Annotated in this window: 17 protein-coding genes; 3 read left to right on the forward strand and 14 right to left on the reverse strand. The window is 45.1% G+C overall.

Annotated features, from left to right (window positions below; translation table 11 throughout):
• Both ICN41_RS06215 and ICN41_RS06220 read right to left on the reverse strand, forming a co-directional pair.
• On the reverse strand, positions 1–1,347 hold the full coding sequence (locus tag ICN41_RS06215) for a pitrilysin family protein (RefSeq protein ID WP_216292039.1): 1,347 nt from the start codon (positions 1,345–1,347) through the stop codon (positions 1–3).
• The gene (locus ICN41_RS06220) at positions 1,347–2,714 is read right to left on the reverse strand and encodes a pitrilysin family protein (protein WP_216292041.1); all 1,368 of its coding nucleotides are present in this window, start codon (positions 2,712–2,714) and stop codon (positions 1,347–1,349) included. Before ICN41_RS06220 ends, ICN41_RS06215 begins: the two co-directional genes overlap by 1 nt.
• 63 nt (positions 2,715–2,777) lie before the next feature.
• Here ICN41_RS06220 and ftsY point away from each other — a divergent pair, with 63 nt between their 5' ends.
• Positions 2,778–3,668 (forward strand): signal recognition particle-docking protein FtsY, encoded by an 891-nt coding sequence (gene ftsY, locus ICN41_RS06225; RefSeq protein WP_216292043.1) that lies wholly within the window; start codon positions 2,778–2,780, stop codon positions 3,666–3,668.
• 91 nt (positions 3,669–3,759) lie between these two features.
• Entirely contained in the window at positions 3,760–4,683 is a 924-nt protein-coding gene (gene rpoH, locus ICN41_RS06230) for an RNA polymerase sigma factor RpoH (protein WP_216292045.1), read from the forward strand.
• Positions 4,684–4,696: 13 nt separating this feature from the next.
• On the opposite strand, the gene ICN41_RS06235 is transcribed toward rpoH, so the two are convergent.
• From ICN41_RS06235 to ICN41_RS06255, 5 genes are read right to left on the reverse strand one after another with little or no spacing between them, the layout of a single operon-like run.
• A complete protein-coding gene (locus ICN41_RS06235) occupies positions 4,697–5,287 on the reverse strand; it encodes an SCO family protein (RefSeq protein WP_216292047.1) in 591 nt (196 codons plus the stop codon).
• A 1-nt stretch (position 5,288) separates the two neighbouring features.
• Positions 5,289–6,182: a heme o synthase gene (gene cyoE, locus ICN41_RS06240; RefSeq protein ID WP_216292049.1), complete on the reverse strand. Its 894-nt coding sequence runs from the start codon at positions 6,180–6,182 to the stop codon at positions 5,289–5,291.
• Entirely contained in the window at positions 6,179–7,309 is a 1,131-nt protein-coding gene (locus tag ICN41_RS06245) for a heme A synthase (RefSeq protein WP_216292051.1), read from the reverse strand. Before ICN41_RS06245 ends, cyoE begins: the two co-directional genes overlap by 4 nt.
• On the reverse strand, positions 7,309–7,962 hold the full coding sequence (locus ICN41_RS06250) for a hypothetical protein (RefSeq protein ID WP_216292054.1): 654 nt from the start codon (positions 7,960–7,962) through the stop codon (positions 7,309–7,311). Before ICN41_RS06250 ends, ICN41_RS06245 begins: the two co-directional genes overlap by 1 nt.
• Entirely contained in the window at positions 7,952–8,749 is a 798-nt protein-coding gene (locus ICN41_RS06255) for an SURF1 family protein (protein WP_255537918.1), read from the reverse strand. The genes ICN41_RS06250 and ICN41_RS06255 overlap by 11 nt, the downstream gene beginning before the upstream one ends.
• 14 nt (positions 8,750–8,763) lie before the next feature.
• Here ICN41_RS06255 and ICN41_RS06260 point away from each other — a divergent pair, with 14 nt between their 5' ends.
• Entirely contained in the window at positions 8,764–8,976 is a 213-nt protein-coding gene (locus ICN41_RS06260; protein ID WP_216292056.1) for a twin transmembrane helix small protein, read from the forward strand.
• A 64-nt stretch (positions 8,977–9,040) separates the two neighbouring features.
• Here ICN41_RS06260 and ICN41_RS06265 read toward each other — a convergent pair whose 3' ends face one another.
• From ICN41_RS06265 to ICN41_RS06295, 7 genes are all read right to left on the reverse strand, one after another.
• Complete coding sequence (locus ICN41_RS06265; protein WP_216292058.1) at positions 9,041–9,895, reverse strand: cytochrome c oxidase subunit 3; 855 nt, start codon at positions 9,893–9,895, stop codon at positions 9,041–9,043.
• 29 nt (positions 9,896–9,924) lie between these two features.
• The gene (locus ICN41_RS06270; RefSeq protein WP_216292059.1) at positions 9,925–10,119 is read right to left on the reverse strand and encodes a DUF2970 domain-containing protein; all 195 of its coding nucleotides are present in this window, start codon (positions 10,117–10,119) and stop codon (positions 9,925–9,927) included.
• Positions 10,116–10,700 carry a cytochrome c oxidase assembly protein gene (locus ICN41_RS06275; RefSeq protein WP_216292060.1) on the reverse strand — a complete coding sequence of 195 codons (585 nt, stop codon included), beginning with the start codon at positions 10,698–10,700 and terminating at the stop codon, positions 10,116–10,118. Before ICN41_RS06275 ends, ICN41_RS06270 begins: the two co-directional genes overlap by 4 nt.
• A gap of 15 nt (positions 10,701–10,715) precedes the next feature.
• A complete protein-coding gene (locus ICN41_RS11365; protein ID WP_216292061.1) occupies positions 10,716–10,847 on the reverse strand; it encodes a cytochrome oxidase small assembly protein in 132 nt (43 codons plus the stop codon).
• Complete coding sequence (gene ctaD / locus ICN41_RS06285; protein WP_216292062.1) at positions 10,831–12,450, reverse strand: cytochrome c oxidase subunit I; 1,620 nt, start codon at positions 12,448–12,450, stop codon at positions 10,831–10,833. Before ctaD ends, ICN41_RS11365 begins: the two co-directional genes overlap by 17 nt.
• A gap of 41 nt (positions 12,451–12,491) precedes the next feature.
• Positions 12,492–13,649 (reverse strand): cytochrome c oxidase subunit II, encoded by a 1,158-nt coding sequence (gene coxB / locus ICN41_RS06290; protein WP_216292063.1) that lies wholly within the window; start codon positions 13,647–13,649, stop codon positions 12,492–12,494.
• A 181-nt stretch (positions 13,650–13,830) separates the two neighbouring features.
• A complete protein-coding gene (locus tag ICN41_RS06295; protein WP_255537919.1) occupies positions 13,831–14,631 on the reverse strand; it encodes a methyltransferase domain-containing protein in 801 nt (266 codons plus the stop codon).
• Positions 14,632–14,646 lie beyond the last annotated feature (15 nt).

Genomic DNA, 14,646 nt, shown 5'->3' on the forward strand with positions numbered 1-14,646 from the left:
TTAGCGGGCAGTTTTGCTTTGCGCACCCAAGACCACAATCTTCATACGGTCCATCGCAAGATGTTTTTGAAATGCAGCAGTCACCTGCTCTAAGGTCACCGCTTCAACTTGCTTCGTCCATATCTCCATCGTATCGAGAGGTAAATCATTCCAGGCAATCGACGACACGTTATCCAGTAACTTGCGATTGTTATCAATGCGCAAAGGGTAACCATTAACCAAGTTGGACTTGGCAGCTACCAGCTCTGAACTTGTGGGACCATCGGCAATAAATTTACCAATCGTACTACTCAACACTTCCAGCGCCAGTGCAGCTTGGTCATTCTTTGTTTGTAGGCCAGACTGGAAAATTCCAGTTTCTTTACCAGGTGCAAAGTAGCTAAACACACTGTAAGCAAGCCCCCGCTTTTCTCTGACCTCGGATACCAGTCGAGACACAAAGCCACCGCCGCCCAATATGTAATTACCCACCAGTAAAGGAAAGTAGTCAGGATTATTGCGGGCAATTGCTGTCATACCCATGGCGATATGAGCCTGTTGAGAACCAAACGGAATTTGTATTTCTCGTGCAACCAAACTCTCTACAGGAGAGCGCTCAAGCATTGGTATCGGCGCAATTGCTACGCCAGACTGCGGAATCTTTTTCAATAAGATTTGCGCAATCTCATCAGCTTGGGCGCTATCAACATCACCCACAATACTAATAATGATGCGATCACCGCGATAAAACGTTTTATGAAATTGCATTAAGTCAGATACGCTCACTGAGCCTACTGATTTCACGGTTGGCGAGTTACCCAAGGGGTAGCTGCCATAAACTGATTTTTTAAAACGTCGCTCTAATACAAATTCAGGCTTTGTTTCTGCTTCAAGCAAATTGGTAATGGAACGTTGCTTCTCACGCTCCAAAATTTTGGCGTCGTACAAAGGTGAACTGAGCATGGTCGCCGCTAATTGCACTGCTCTATCTCGTAGATCTTTGCGACTCAAACTCCGAATCCGCATAGTGGTACGTTCCCCGCCTACTGACACCCCAATATTGGCACCTAAATCCGCTATTTCATCGGCAATTTGAGCTTCGGTCCAAACCCCCTTATCACCACGAGCGCCATAGCTCATAAGGCCTGCCGTCATGTCTGCTAGGCCACTTTTATCTGCGGGATCATAACGGTCACCCGCATCAATGCTGATCTCAATATCTACCATAGGCAAAGCCTTGGTTTGCACCAGAAATACTTTGGCCCCTTTGACAGAATTGAGTTTTTCGATGGGCAATATGGCATAGGCACTCTGCATTAGCCCAACACTCAAAATACTGATCCACAATCCCCGGTTTAAAGCGCGCATCATTTGCCCTCCTTGTTTACAGGAGATTTTCTGGCTTGAGGATCCAATACAGCAATGGTTAAACCATCATCGACTAAATACTTTTTAGCAACTTCTTGCACCTGTTTGGGTGTAATGGTTTGCATTTTCTCCAGCATGGAATCAATATCTTTCCAAGAGAAGCCGGCCATCTCATTACTACCAATTTCCATTGCCTGGCCAAAAATAGAATCCCGTTTATAAATCTGATTAGACAAAATGCGCACCTTGATGCGCTTGAGCTCTGACTCCAAAATCCCATTCTGCTTAATCTCTTCAAGGGCTTTGCGAATGCTCGCTTGTGCTTGCGCTACCGTCTTTCCCTTGGCCATCGTGGCGCTAATTAAAAATAATTCGGGTCCACGAGAAATCATGTCGTACCCAGCATTCACATCATTGACGACTTTCTCTTGCTTCACCAAAACCCGATTGAGACGGGCATTGTCATAGCCATCAAGGACTGCTGTTAGAAGCTCTAATGCATAAGGCTCAGGGTCATCTAGCTTACCTGGCTCAAGTCTAGGGACCTTCCAGGCCATAGCCAGTTGAGCACTGTCTGCAGGAGCCTTTACTTCAACTTGTTTAATCCCTTTTTGTGGCGGCTCAATTTGTGGCTTACGTACCGGTAATTCATGAGGTGCAACAACACCGTAGTACTTTTGTACTAGCTTGAGCATGTTCTGCGGATCTACATCACCGCTAATGACAACGGTAGCATTATTGGGCGCATACCAATTGCGATACCAATCACGTGCGTCGGCTGCTTTCATATTCACTAAATCATTCATCCATCCAATCACCGGATGGCGATAAGGTGAACTCATGTAAGCAGTGGCCATCAAGGATTCATACAAGAGGCTACTTGGATTATCTTCTGTACGTAGTCGACGTTCTTCCATCACAACCTGAATCTCTTTATCAAACTCAGCGTCATCAAAATTGAGATTTGACATACGATCTGCTTCAAGCTTAATGACTTCTTCTAATTTTGATTTCTCTACCTGCTGAAAGTACGCGGTGTAATCGCGTGAAGTAAAAGCATTCTCACGACCACCTACTGCTGCAACTAAACGAGAAAACTCTCCTGACTTTACTTTTTTAGTCCCCTTAAACATCATGTGCTCAAGCACATGGGCTACCCCGGTTTTGCCATTGATTTCATCCATTGAGCCGGCACGGTACCAAACCATATGGGCTACTGTCGGCGCACGATGATCCTCCCTGACAATCAATTTCAGACCATTGCTTAAATTGAACTCATGGGTTTGAGGCGTATTACTTGTAGCAGCCCATGACAGGGGGGTAGCTATAAGAAAGAATAAGAAAAATCGAAGTAAATTTGATCGCATCTGCTAAATCACCATGTCCCAAGAATTAAATTGATAAGATGCAAGGATTAAATTGTATCGATTATGTTCGGATTAAGTAAAACCCTCGGATCTCTTTTCAAATCAAGCAAAACGGATGAAGCTTGGTTTGATACCTTAGAAGAATCACTGATTCAAGGTGATGTGGGCCTTCCTACGACCGAACAACTCATCGGCAAGTTACGCAAGGCAGCTAAATCAGAAAAGGCTTCCAGCCCTGAGGAGCTTCAGGCGCTCCTCATTCAAGAGGTTGACTCCTTACTAAAGCCCCTAGAGCCTTCTCCTAACCCTCTATTCATTACTGATAAAGCGGCTATTCCCGAGGTCTGGTTGGTGGTTGGCGTCAATGGTGCGGGTAAAACCACCACGATTGGCAAACTCTGTCGTCTCTTTCAGGCGCAAAATAAATCTGTTCTTTTGGCTGCTGGAGATACCTTCAGAGCTGCTGCACGCAATCAACTTCAAGAATGGGGTGGACGCAATCAAGTAGACGTGATTACCCAAGAAGGTGGGGATGCTGCTGCAGTAGCCCACGATGCCATTCATTCAGCGATTTCACGCAAAAGCGATATTTTGATTATTGATACAGCGGGTCGTCTTGCAACCCAAGACCATCTGATGGAAGAGCTCAAGAAAGTAAAACGGGTCATTGGTAAAGCCCTTCCAGGCGCCCCACACCATACTTTGCTAGTCCTTGATGGCAATACAGGTCAAAATGGATTGAGCCAGGTAAGGGCCTTTCATGCGGCATTGGGGCTGACAGGAATCATTGTCACCAAGCTTGATGGCACCGCAAAAGGCGGGGTTATTTGCGCCCTAGCCCATACCCTACAAGAGGGACCTAAACCGGCAATCTTGGCTCTAGGTAAAGGTGAGGGAATTGATGATTTAGCCGCCTTCACAGCAGGGCAATATGCCTCAGAATTATTCAATTAAATCAGACACTTAAAGACTTTTAAAAGGATTAGCACTCTATTGACAAGAGTGCTAAAATAGACTTCTATTAACACCTCATATTGATAAAAAAATGGTTCAAAAGAAATCTGACAAACCGAATATGCAAAGACTGCCAGTACCGCAGACTGCGGCGGCGTCTGCATTTCCGATGCTGCCATCCCTTGGGGTTGGCACTCTTGATTCCTACATTGCTTACGTCAATCGCGTACCGATGCTCAGCGCTGCGGAAGAGTTACATCTTGCGCAAGAATTTCGTCGCACTGAAAATGTAGATGCCGCTAAAACATTGGTACTCTCCCATTTGCGCTTAGTGGTTTCTGTTGCTCGTCAATATCTTGGTTATGGCATTCCTCATGCCGACTTAATTCAAGAAGGCAATATTGGTTTAATGAAAGCCGTTAAGCGCTACGACCCGAACAACGGTGCTCGTCTAGTGTCTTATGCAATTCATTGGATCAAGGCAGAGATACATGAGTACATCTTAAAAAATTGGCGCCTCGTTAAGGTGGCAACAACTAAAGCACAACGTAAATTATTTTTTAATCTTCGGAGTAATAAGCCCACCTTGAGCGCTCTCAGCCCAGCTGAAGTAGATGCTCTGGCTAAAGCGCTTGATGTCAAAGGTTCCGATGTAAAAGAAATGGAAATGCGTCTTGCTGGTGGCGATGTTGCACTTGAAGGCGACGATAACGACGAAGATTCTGCTTATGCACCGATTGCATGGCTTGCTGACAATAATCAAGAGCCAACAGAGATGATGGCTCACGCCGAATCAGATGCTCTGCAGGGACCCAAGTTAGATCAAGCCTTAATGGCTTTAGATGAGCGCAGTCGTAATATTGTGCAGTCACGTTGGTTAGCAATGGATGCTGATGGTAACGGCACAAAAACTTTGCATGATCTTGCCAATGAGTACGGCATATCTGCAGAGCGTGTCCGTCAAATAGAAACTGCCGCTCTTAAAAAGATGCGCGGCATGTTGCAAGCTGCCTAAGCTAATTCTTTAATTACTTTAAGAGTTCTTTCAAGTCATGTGCCAAGGTCTCAGGACCTTGTGCATGCTTGATATACAAACGCAGACGACCATCGGGATCAAATGCATAGCTTCCCGCCGTATGATCCATGGTGTATGAGCCTGGACTACTACCAGGCACCTTGCGGTAATAAATCTTGAAGTCCTTAGTGACTTTTTCTAAAGCGGCTTCATCTGCCGGTCTTAAGCCTATGAAGCGCTTATCAAATGCAGGTACATATTGCTTCAAGATGGCTGCAGTATCTCTCTCTGGATCAACCGTCACAAACAATACTTGAACCCGATCTGCCTGAGGCCCCATTAGATTCATGACTTGCTGCATTTCAGTTAAGGTAGTTGGGCAAACATCGGGACATTGTGTGTAGCCAAAGAACATCACAACTACTTTGCCCTTGAAGTCTGCTAGCGTCCTGACTTTTCCATCCGTATCAAGCAAACTAAAGTCTTTTCCAAAAGCAGTACCGCCAGTAATGTCGATATTTTTAAATTCTGGCTTAGGACTACAAGCAGCCAAGACCAAAAGCAAAAGGGGAATCAAAAGGGCGCGCAAGAAAGTGGTCTTCATCTTAGAGGAAATAGTGGTCAACCAACAATGCTACAAAAAGCAGAGATAGATAGGTAATAGAAAAACGGAATGTTTTCTTAGCCAATGCATCGCTATACGAAACAAATAATGCAATGGCATAAGCCAAGAATATGAGCCCCAAAATAAGGGCAGAAACTAGGTAGAGCATGCCACTCATACCGTAGACATAAGGCAGTAAGGTAGCAGCAATCAAGATGAGGGTGTAGAGCAATATATTCAGAAGTGTGAAACGCTCACCGTGCGTGACAGGGAGCATCGGCAATCCAGACTGGACATAGTCATCACGACGATATAAAGCCAGCGCCCAAAAATGAGGTGGTGTCCAAACAAAAATAATGAGTACTAGCAACCATGCTTCGGCAGAAAGCGTATTGGTCACTGCAGCCCAGCCTAATGCAGGCGGCATTGCACCAGAAAGACCACCAATCACAATGTTTTGTGGTGTAGCCGGCTTTAATAGCCAGGTATAAATCACCGCATAACCAACAAAGGTGGCAAGCGTTAACCACATGGTCAATGGATTACAAAAGTTCCACAAAATAATCATTCCTAGTGAACCGAGAATGATTGAAAAAACAATGATGTGGAAAGGAGTAACTTCACCGGTAGCAGATGGCCTCCAAGAAGTACGCTTCATCTTGGCATCTACAGCCTGCTCTATTAAGCAGTTCACAGCAAAAGCAGCGCTTGCCAGCAACCAAATCCCCACAATGCCACCAATGAGAATAGGGTAAGGAACCATGCCTGGCGTGGCCAAGAACATACCTATCACCGCACAGAATACGGCGAGCTGAGTGACCCTAGGCTTAGTCAGGACCCAGTACTGGCGCCAACGTGGCATCGCTGCTGGCTTAAAGGCTTGAGGGCTACTCATAATGACTTTGCGTTCTTCAATTGAATAGGTGACTTCCACGAAGCCCAATAGCCCATCCTGACTAAACAGAAAACTAAGGCTGCGGAGCCAGCAGTATGCATTAAAGCAGCAATTAAAGGCCACTGAAAGACGACATTAGAAATGCCGGTGAGCACTTGCAATAAAAGTAGCGAGAGCAGCAAGACAGCAAAACGCTTGAGCATGGGCGTTGCAGGTGTGGATAGTTGATAAGCCTTTAAACCCAAAGCACCAAGACACAGCAGAACCAATACAGCAAATAGGCGATGAGCCCAATGAATCGTTTGCAGGGCAACAGGGGATATAAATTCACCTTGAGCATTCAGGCCCAGTTGGCGCCACAAAGAAAAGCCTTCGGACCAATTCGTCTCTGGCCAAGCCGATCCTAGACAAGTCGGGAAGTCTGGGCATGCCAACACGGCATAGTTTGTACTTACCCATGCACCCAAAAATACTTGCATCAATAAAAAGAGAAAGGAAACTACCAGCCAAGAAGCTGGTAAAGGACGAATGCGTAAGGTGCGAACTGAAGCTGACATCTGCTCCCATGTTTGTTGAGCATAAGCAGTCAAACAAGCGAGCAAAATCAAAGCCAGCATCAAATGGATTGTGACAATAATGGGTTGCAATTTTAGGGTCACGGTCCATGCCCCAAACGCACCCTGAATACAAACCAGCAAAAGCAATCCCAAGCTAGCAATGAAAGGTGTTTTGCCCAGCATCTTTACTTTGCTATAGGCCATTCCGACTTGAATCAAAATCAAAGCGCCTACTGTCATTGCTAAGTAGCGATGAATCATCTCAATCCAAGCCTTCATGACTGTCACAGGCCCAGTAGGCATAGCGCTTTCAGCTTGTTGAATCTCGCTAAGAGCGCGGAATGGATTAGAAGTGCCGTAGCATCCAGGCCAATCGGGACAACCCAAACCAGAATCCGTTAAGCGTGTAAATGCTCCAAACACAATCAAATCGAATGTCATGAAGACTAAAACCCAATTGAGTTTTTGAAAAATACTATAGGAAGACCTAGTCCAGAGATAGAACAAAGGAATACCTGCAAATACCACTGCAATAGCTCCCAGCTCTAAAAGTAATACGAGATTGGGCATTACAAATTTTCACCCTTGTGATTGAGCTTCAAGAGTTTTTCTAAATCTTTTTTCATGCCAGCAAATTCTTTCGGTGAATTTGTTACCTTGAAATACATCATCTTTGCTGGACTTGGATCTATTAACTGAATCTGTTGACCAGCCCCTTCTTTATTGAGCCATCCCTCAAAGTCTGCTTTTAATTGAGGGTCGGTAGGCATTGCAACTACCTTCAGGCCTGCAGTCTGCTCGTCGTAAACCTTTGTAACCTCTGGATCTACAGACTTGCCATCGGTATTGACCCACAGTAACTGAACGCGTTTACTTTCTCTTCCCATCGCAACTCTTGTCTGACGCATGAGAAATAATGCCTCAATACATTTTTCATCTTTGATCTGGCACTCACCAGCAGGACGAGCAATTAACAATGTCCACTTTCCCTGAATCGGAGTATTCAACCAAGCGGGATTAAATGCTTGTGCTGGATAGACCAAAGTTCCGAAATTGGTTTTTCCACCCTCTAGCTTAAATACGTAATAAGCTAAATAAGAAGCAATGACTGGTGAAGCGCAAGCCAGTAATAGCAATAGCATTTGGATGCGCCCTTTGCGGGTACGCGCATTAATGGCTGCATCAGTCTGTGACGCTGGAATTAATAACTCTTTATCGCTCACCTGAATCCTCTTTTACAACGCCTTCGCGCCCATATTGACGTAAGCCACTAATTAACCAAAATAAGAAACCAGCAGCCGCCAATGCAAACCACTGGAATGCATAAGCATAATGGCGATCCACTCCTGTCGTCAGAGGCGCCCATTCCCTGAGGAGACCATCTTTTATCCCGGCTTCCTCTAGACGCAAAATAAAAGGGGGTTGAGTCCAGCCGTATATCTTTGCCTGAGCATTCAAATCAAAGTTCTGCTCAATACGTGGGGCATTTGTAGCAGAAGAAGTCTTCTCAGATCCCAACTCATACACCTTGCCTGGATGAGCAAAAACAATACCTTCGATATTCACTACTCCTGTAGGGGTATCGATAGGTGGCAAGGTTTCCCTATTCTCTGGGTTGCGAGGCGCCCATCCTCGATTAACCCAGAGAACCTCATCACCACCATCTAATCTCATGGGCATCATCAAATAGAAACCGGCTTGGGCAGGATTCCCTACCCCACCAACTGGCATCGGCCTTGGGCGATTGTCTAGCCAGATAGCAGCCTCAGGAATATAACGACCACGAGCAATCATCCGACGTTCCGCAGCCTCCGATAAGGTCCAAGCACGGTCGTTGGCATTCAGAATTGGCATCTGTTGACGTGCTTGTAAATTAGCCGCCAAAGTTATTTTGGTAGTGGCCCTACTCAATTGCCAATAGCCTGCCCCACAACCTATCGCTATGACCGCCAGGGCTGATACAGTAGCGACTATGCGCTTACTTACGAGGGCATTGAAAAGCTTATTCAAAATGAGGGTGTGAGATGAAGTGGATTATTCCGATTGTCCTACTAATGATTGTTTTTAGCTTAGGATCAGCGCTGTATTACATGATGAAAGACAGGGGCAATAGCTCCAGAATGGTTCGCTCTCTCATGCTGCGTATCGGCTTATCGATCGCTCTTTTCCTAGGAATCCTGCTTGCCCATTACCTTGGCTTTATCGAAGCTACTGGCATTAAAGTGGGCACAAACTAAAGCGTCATAAAAGTTAGGGCTATAAAAAACTAATCGGGGCTTAAGGCCCCGATTTTTATTCTGCTTACATCCAATATACAGCGATGTAGAGACCAAGCCACACCACGTCAACGAAGTGCCAATACCAAGCCGCACCTTCAAAAGCAAAGTGATGCTTAGCAGTAAAGTCGCCACGAATCATCCGGCGCAACACAATCGCCAACATCGTTCCGCCTAGGAATACGTGGAAGCCATGGAAGCCTGTCAGCATAAAGAAGGTAGAACCATAGATACCTGAGGTTAACTTCAGGTTCAACTCATGATATGCATGGTAGTACTCATAAACCTGGAAGCCCAAGAAAATTACCCCTAGACCAACCGTAGCAGCCAAGCCATAAATGGCTTTCTTCATGTGGTTTTCCACTAAAGCATGGTGGGCAATCGTAATAGTCACGCCAGAACTCAAGAGCAACAAGGTATTGATTGTTGGAATGGGCCAAGGACCCATAGTGGTGAATTTTTCAACCAAACCTGCAGGCCCATCATTAGGCCAAACAGCGGTGAAGTTAGGCCAAAGCAATTTACTTTCTACATCACCCATCCAAGGCATCGCAATATTGCGCGCATAGAACAATGCGGCAAAGAATGCACCAAAGAACATGATTTCAGAGAAGATAAACCAAGCCATGGACCAGCGATAAGAAATATCCACGTTGACGCCGTTCTTGCCAGCGTTAGACTCTGCAATTGTGTCTCCAAACCAGTGGTATAGAACATAGATAACCCATGCCACACCTGCGATGGTTAGTGGACCACCCCAAGAAGCGTGATTAACCCAGCCAGAGATACCAAAGCCAAAGGCAACTAATCCAAGCGCTGCCATGGCTGGATGTCTGGATAGTCCAGGGACGTAATAGTATGGGGTTGAATTGGATGACATCTTATTCTCTCTATTCAATCAAAAAATAATCAATGGGACACAACTGCTTTCACTATCAAAAGCAGGACGGCCATAAAAATCAAGGCCCCAACCACACCCGCAATGATAATGTGTACAAAACTCAATGAAGCTACATCTTCTTGCAAACCAGACTGCTTACGCACCCCCAGAAAACCCCACATCACGGCTTTCATAGACTGCAGAAAACTACTTTTCTTTTTCATGAAGCCAACCTTGGTTTAGGTGCAGGAGGTGTACCGCCTAAGCCCAACTCAAAGAAGGTGTATGACAAAGTGATTGTTTTCACATCATCAGGCAAGCCTGCATCAATCACAAATATCACTGGCATCTTCTTGGTCTCATTGGCAGCCAAGGTTTGCTCTTGAAAACAAAAACATTCTAATTTAGTGAAAAACTCAGTTGCGCTTTTGGGTGCATAGCTTGGAATAGCCTGTGCACGTACGGGACGAGTTAGGTTATTAGTGACCTCATAAACAATTTCAGTCATTTCACCAGGATGCACTTCTAAAAAATTCTTTACTGGCTTAAAGCTAAATGGGCCTCGACTATTTGAATCAAACTCAATCGTGACTGTGCGCGAATAGTTCACTTGCGTGTTGCCTACTTTATTGGGGCTAATCGCTCGAATACCGTAATCATTTTTACTAGTAACTACGTTGATACCAGTTACTTCACACAAAGCCTTATACATTGGCACCAAAGCATAACCAAAGCCAAACATCATGACTGAAGCAATAAGCAACTTCAATAAGATTTGGCGGTTTGCAGAATAAGTAACGGTCATATTGGCAAGCTAGGATTAACCTAACGCACTCCACTTCATCACAATGCCGATAAAAAAGACTGCGGCAATGCTCAAAAGAATTAGCCCCAAGCGGCGATTACTCGCAGCTTGGGCTTGTTTAGAAAGCGTATTAGACTCCGGCTTCACGCATTTGCTCTGCGCTAGGCGGAGTTTCAAAAGTATGGTGAGGTGCTGGTGAAGGTACTGTCCACTCTAGGCCCTTAGCCCCATCCCATGGCTTCATCGGCGCTTTTTCACCTTGGCCACGATACGCTGGCATCACAACGAAGAGTAAGAAATATACCTGTGACAGACCAAAGCCCAATGCGCCAATAGAAGCAATAGAGTTGAAATCTGCGAACTGAGTTGGATAGTCTGCATAACGACGTGGCATACCAGCTAAGCCCAAGAAGTGCATTGGGAAGAAAGTAATGTTAAAGAAAATCATGGAAGTCCAAAAATGGATCTTGCCGCGAGTTTCGCTAGCCATGTATCCAGTCCACTTAGGGCACCAGTAGTAGAAGCCTGCAAACATGGCAAACAATGAACCTGCCACCAACACATAGTGGAAGTGAGCCACAACGTAGTAAGTATCTTGTAAGCCAATATCAATTGGCGCCATTGCTAAGATCAAGCCAGTAAATCCACCCATCGTGAATACGAAGATGAAACCAATCGCCCACAACATGGGAGTTTCAAAGGTCATAGATCCTTTCCACATAGTGGCAACCCAGTTAAAAATCTTTACACCAGTTGGCACAGCAATCAACATCGTTGCATACATGAAGAACAGTTGGCCTGTTACTGGCATACCTGTTGCAAACATATGGTGAGCCCAAACGATGAATGACAAGATCGCAATAGACGATGTTGCATAAACCATGGAGCTGTAACCAAACAATGTTTTTCTAGAGAAAGCTGGCACGATTTCACTCACGATTCCGAATGCTGGAAGAATCATGATGTAAACCTCTGGGTGACCAAAGAACCAGAAAATATGCTGGAACATAATTGGGTCGCCGCCACCAACAGCAGAGAAGAATGAAGTACCGAAATGACGATCAGTCAGAACCATCGTGATTGCACCAGCCAATACAGGCATCACAGCAATCAACAAATAAGCAGTAATCAACCAAGTCCAGCAGAACATTGGCATCTTCATCAAAGTCATACCCGGTGCGCGCATATTCAAAATGGTCACGATGATATTGATCGATCCCATGATGGAAGAAGCGCCTAACAAATGGAGGGCAAAAATCGCCATATCCATACCAGGGCCCATTTGTGAAGTTAATGGAGCATAAATAGTCCAACCACCTGCTGGAGCGCCACCAGGAACGAGGAATGAGCTCAACAACAAGGTTGCTGCAACTGGAAGAATCCAGAAGCTGAAGTTGTTCATACGAGCAAATGCCATATCAGATGCGCCAATTTGCAAAGGCACCATCCAGTTAGCAAAACCAACGAAGGCCGGCATGATCGCACCAAACACCATCACCAAACCGTGCATGGTGGTTAATTGGTTAAAGAATTCTGGACGCAAGAATTGCAAACCAGGCTGGAACAATTCCAAACGAATTCCCAAAGCCATCACACCGCCAGCTAATAAGCTAACAAACGAGAAGATCAAATACATTGTGCCGATGTCTTTGTGGTTGGTTGCAAACAACCAACGACGCCAACCGTGTGGCGTGTGATCATCGTGTGCGTGATCGTGTGCGTGATCGTGGGTAGTGGAGACTGTGCTCATGGATTACTCCGGTTTCGTTTTATCTGTTATTAATAAATGGATTATTTGCCACCACGTGCGGTAATAATTTCTTGGGTCTGAATCACTTCACCCGTTTTATTACCCCATGCGTTACGCGTATAAGTCATTACTGCAGCAATATCACCATCAGGAATTACGCCAGCCCACTTCGGCATTGCGCCCTTACCGTTGATCAAAATGTTGTATTGCGCATCTTTAGGTCCTAAAACCATTTTGCTGCCATCCAATGCGGGGAATGCGCCAGCACCCTTACCATTTGGCTGGTGACAAGCGGCGCAATTAGCTGCGTACACTTTTGCTCCGCGCTCTTTTTGCTCATCTAAGGTGTAAACCTTACTAGGATCATCACCAGCAGCACCCATTTCTTTTTTCTTCTGCTCTACCCACTTGGTGTAATCCTCTTGTGAAACTACTCTCACAACGATAGGCATAAAGGCATGCTCAGCACCACACAACTCAGAGCATTGACCGCGGAATGTACCAATGTTTTCAGCCTTGAACCAAGTGTCGCGAACGAAACCTGGGATTGCGTCTTGCTTAACGCCAAACGCTGGAATAGTCCATGCATGAATGACGTCATTAGCAGTAGTAATTAAACGAATTTTTTTGCCCACTGGAACAACCATTTCGTTATCCACTTCCATCAAATAAGTATTTGATTTAGGTGCTAAATTATTGATTGCTTCGCGTGATGTGGACAGGGTGGATAAAAAGCTGATGCCTTCGCCCTCACCTTTAATGTAGTCATATCCCCATTTCCACTGATACCCAGTAGTCTTAATAGTGATATCTGAATTTGTCGTATCTTTCATTGCAACAACAGTTTTAGTTGCGGGCAATGCCATACCGATAACGATCAACAATGGAATCACAGTCCAAATAATTTCGACTGTAGTGCTCTCGTGAAAAGATGCAGATTTGTGACCCAGAGATTTGCGGTGTTTCAAAATGGAGTAGAACATCACCCCGAATACACCAATAAAAATTAATGCGCAAATCACCAACATCATCCAGTGAAGCCAATGGATTTCTTGCATGATTTTGGTTGCAGGCGCAGCAAAATTGAGCTGATTAACAGCTGGGCCGCCTGGCATGTTTTCAGCTGCGTTTGCTAAAGCAGTGCTAAACGCTGCTACCAAATAGAGCGATGCCCTAGTGACTTTTCCAAATAAATTCATCTTATTCTCTGTTTATTGTCGCGAGCACAGCAGCAAAAAACGCCACCTAAATGCTCAAAATGCGGTCTAAAGCCAACACATCCAGGGCTGATTATAGGGTTAATTGGGCTCAAGAACAAACCGGGCTAACCCGGCCTCATCCAATCTTGACAATGCTTAAAATGATAGTAAGCACTTACACTTAAGCAGAATCTGACCTAGTCTTGCGCCCAATTTGATTTATATCAACATAGGCAACGTTATCCTGGGCCTTGGCTAGGTGTTTTCCGATTGCCCATGCATGCCCGTAAACCACTTCGAGAGTCAATTTTTGAGGCAAATAGCCCTTTTCTAATGCTTGGGATGGCTTCGCCTGGATTAATTTCAAGGCATGCGCATCAGCAAGCAATAGATCATCGGATTCGTAATCGAGATGGAGGTATTCCATATCCATTACGGGATCAGAAAAACGCTCGCCCAATAATGCATCCCCCATATCGTGCATATCCCATGGACTAACTAGATTCTTTAGTTTCAAAGGCCCCACCTCTAGAGCGCGCAATTCCTTCCCGGTATCAGGGCCAAGATAACTAAAAGTCAGCAAACCGCCTTCTTTTAAAACACGCCAACATTCTTGTAAAAAATGAGGGGGATCAGTCAAATCCTGCAGTAACAAATCACAAAAAATTAAATCCACCGAGTTATCGGGAATGGCCAACTTTCCAGTTTGAAGATAGTCTTTGAAGGGGCTTCTATGCGCGCCCTTGAATAGGTGCTGCCAAAGTTGAAACAGTTTTACGCGCATTGAACTAATGCCAGAGATGTCTTCTCCATAAAGACCATCCACTCGAGCACCTGGAAAGCGTTTTTTTAAGAGTGAAAAATACTTTCCGGGAAATTCAGGAATGAGTAGTACAGCCTTTACATCCAACTTCACAATGTCTAATTTTTGCAGCATACGATCTGCAATTTCATCCTGTAGCCATGTGATTGATTGGGTCATTCGCTCAGTATACTC

It is taken from the genome of Polynucleobacter sp. 15G-AUS-farblos (genome assembly GCF_018882445.1).
Lineage (GTDB): Bacteria > Pseudomonadota > Gammaproteobacteria > Burkholderiales > Burkholderiaceae > Polynucleobacter.

What these genes read in the sequence shown, in the direction of transcription:
- ICN41_RS06215 (WP_216292039.1), bottom strand. Translation starts at nt 1,347, where the DNA reads ATGCGCGCTTTAAACCGGGGATTGTGGATCAGTATTTTGAGTGTTGGG.
- ICN41_RS06220 (WP_216292041.1), bottom strand. Translation starts at nt 2,714, where the DNA reads ATGCGATCAAATTTACTTCGATTTTTCTTATTCTTTCTTATAGCTACC.
- ftsY (WP_216292043.1), top strand. Translation starts at nt 2,778, where the DNA reads ATGTTCGGATTAAGTAAAACCCTCGGATCTCTTTTCAAATCAAGCAAA.
- rpoH (WP_216292045.1), top strand. Translation starts at nt 3,760, where the DNA reads ATGGTTCAAAAGAAATCTGACAAACCGAATATGCAAAGACTGCCAGTA.
- ICN41_RS06235 (WP_216292047.1), bottom strand. Translation starts at nt 5,287, where the DNA reads ATGAAGACCACTTTCTTGCGCGCCCTTTTGATTCCCCTTTTGCTTTTG.
- cyoE (WP_216292049.1), bottom strand. Translation starts at nt 6,182, where the DNA reads ATGAGTAGCCCTCAAGCCTTTAAGCCAGCAGCGATGCCACGTTGGCGC.
- ICN41_RS06245 (WP_216292051.1), bottom strand. Translation starts at nt 7,309, where the DNA reads ATGCCCAATCTCGTATTACTTTTAGAGCTGGGAGCTATTGCAGTGGTA.
- ICN41_RS06260 (WP_216292056.1), top strand. Translation starts at nt 8,764, where the DNA reads ATGAAGTGGATTATTCCGATTGTCCTACTAATGATTGTTTTTAGCTTA.
- ICN41_RS06265 (WP_216292058.1), bottom strand. Translation starts at nt 9,895, where the DNA reads ATGTCATCCAATTCAACCCCATACTATTACGTCCCTGGACTATCCAGA.
- ICN41_RS06270 (WP_216292059.1), bottom strand. Translation starts at nt 10,119, where the DNA reads ATGAAAAAGAAAAGTAGTTTTCTGCAGTCTATGAAAGCCGTGATGTGG.
- ICN41_RS06275 (WP_216292060.1), bottom strand. Translation starts at nt 10,700, where the DNA reads ATGACCGTTACTTATTCTGCAAACCGCCAAATCTTATTGAAGTTGCTT.
- ctaD (WP_216292062.1), bottom strand. Translation starts at nt 12,450, where the DNA reads ATGAGCACAGTCTCCACTACCCACGATCACGCACACGATCACGCACAC.
- coxB (WP_216292063.1), bottom strand. Translation starts at nt 13,649, where the DNA reads ATGAATTTATTTGGAAAAGTCACTAGGGCATCGCTCTATTTGGTAGCA.
- ICN41_RS06295 (WP_255537919.1), bottom strand. Translation starts at nt 14,631, where the DNA reads ATGACCCAATCAATCACATGGCTACAGGATGAAATTGCAGATCGTATG.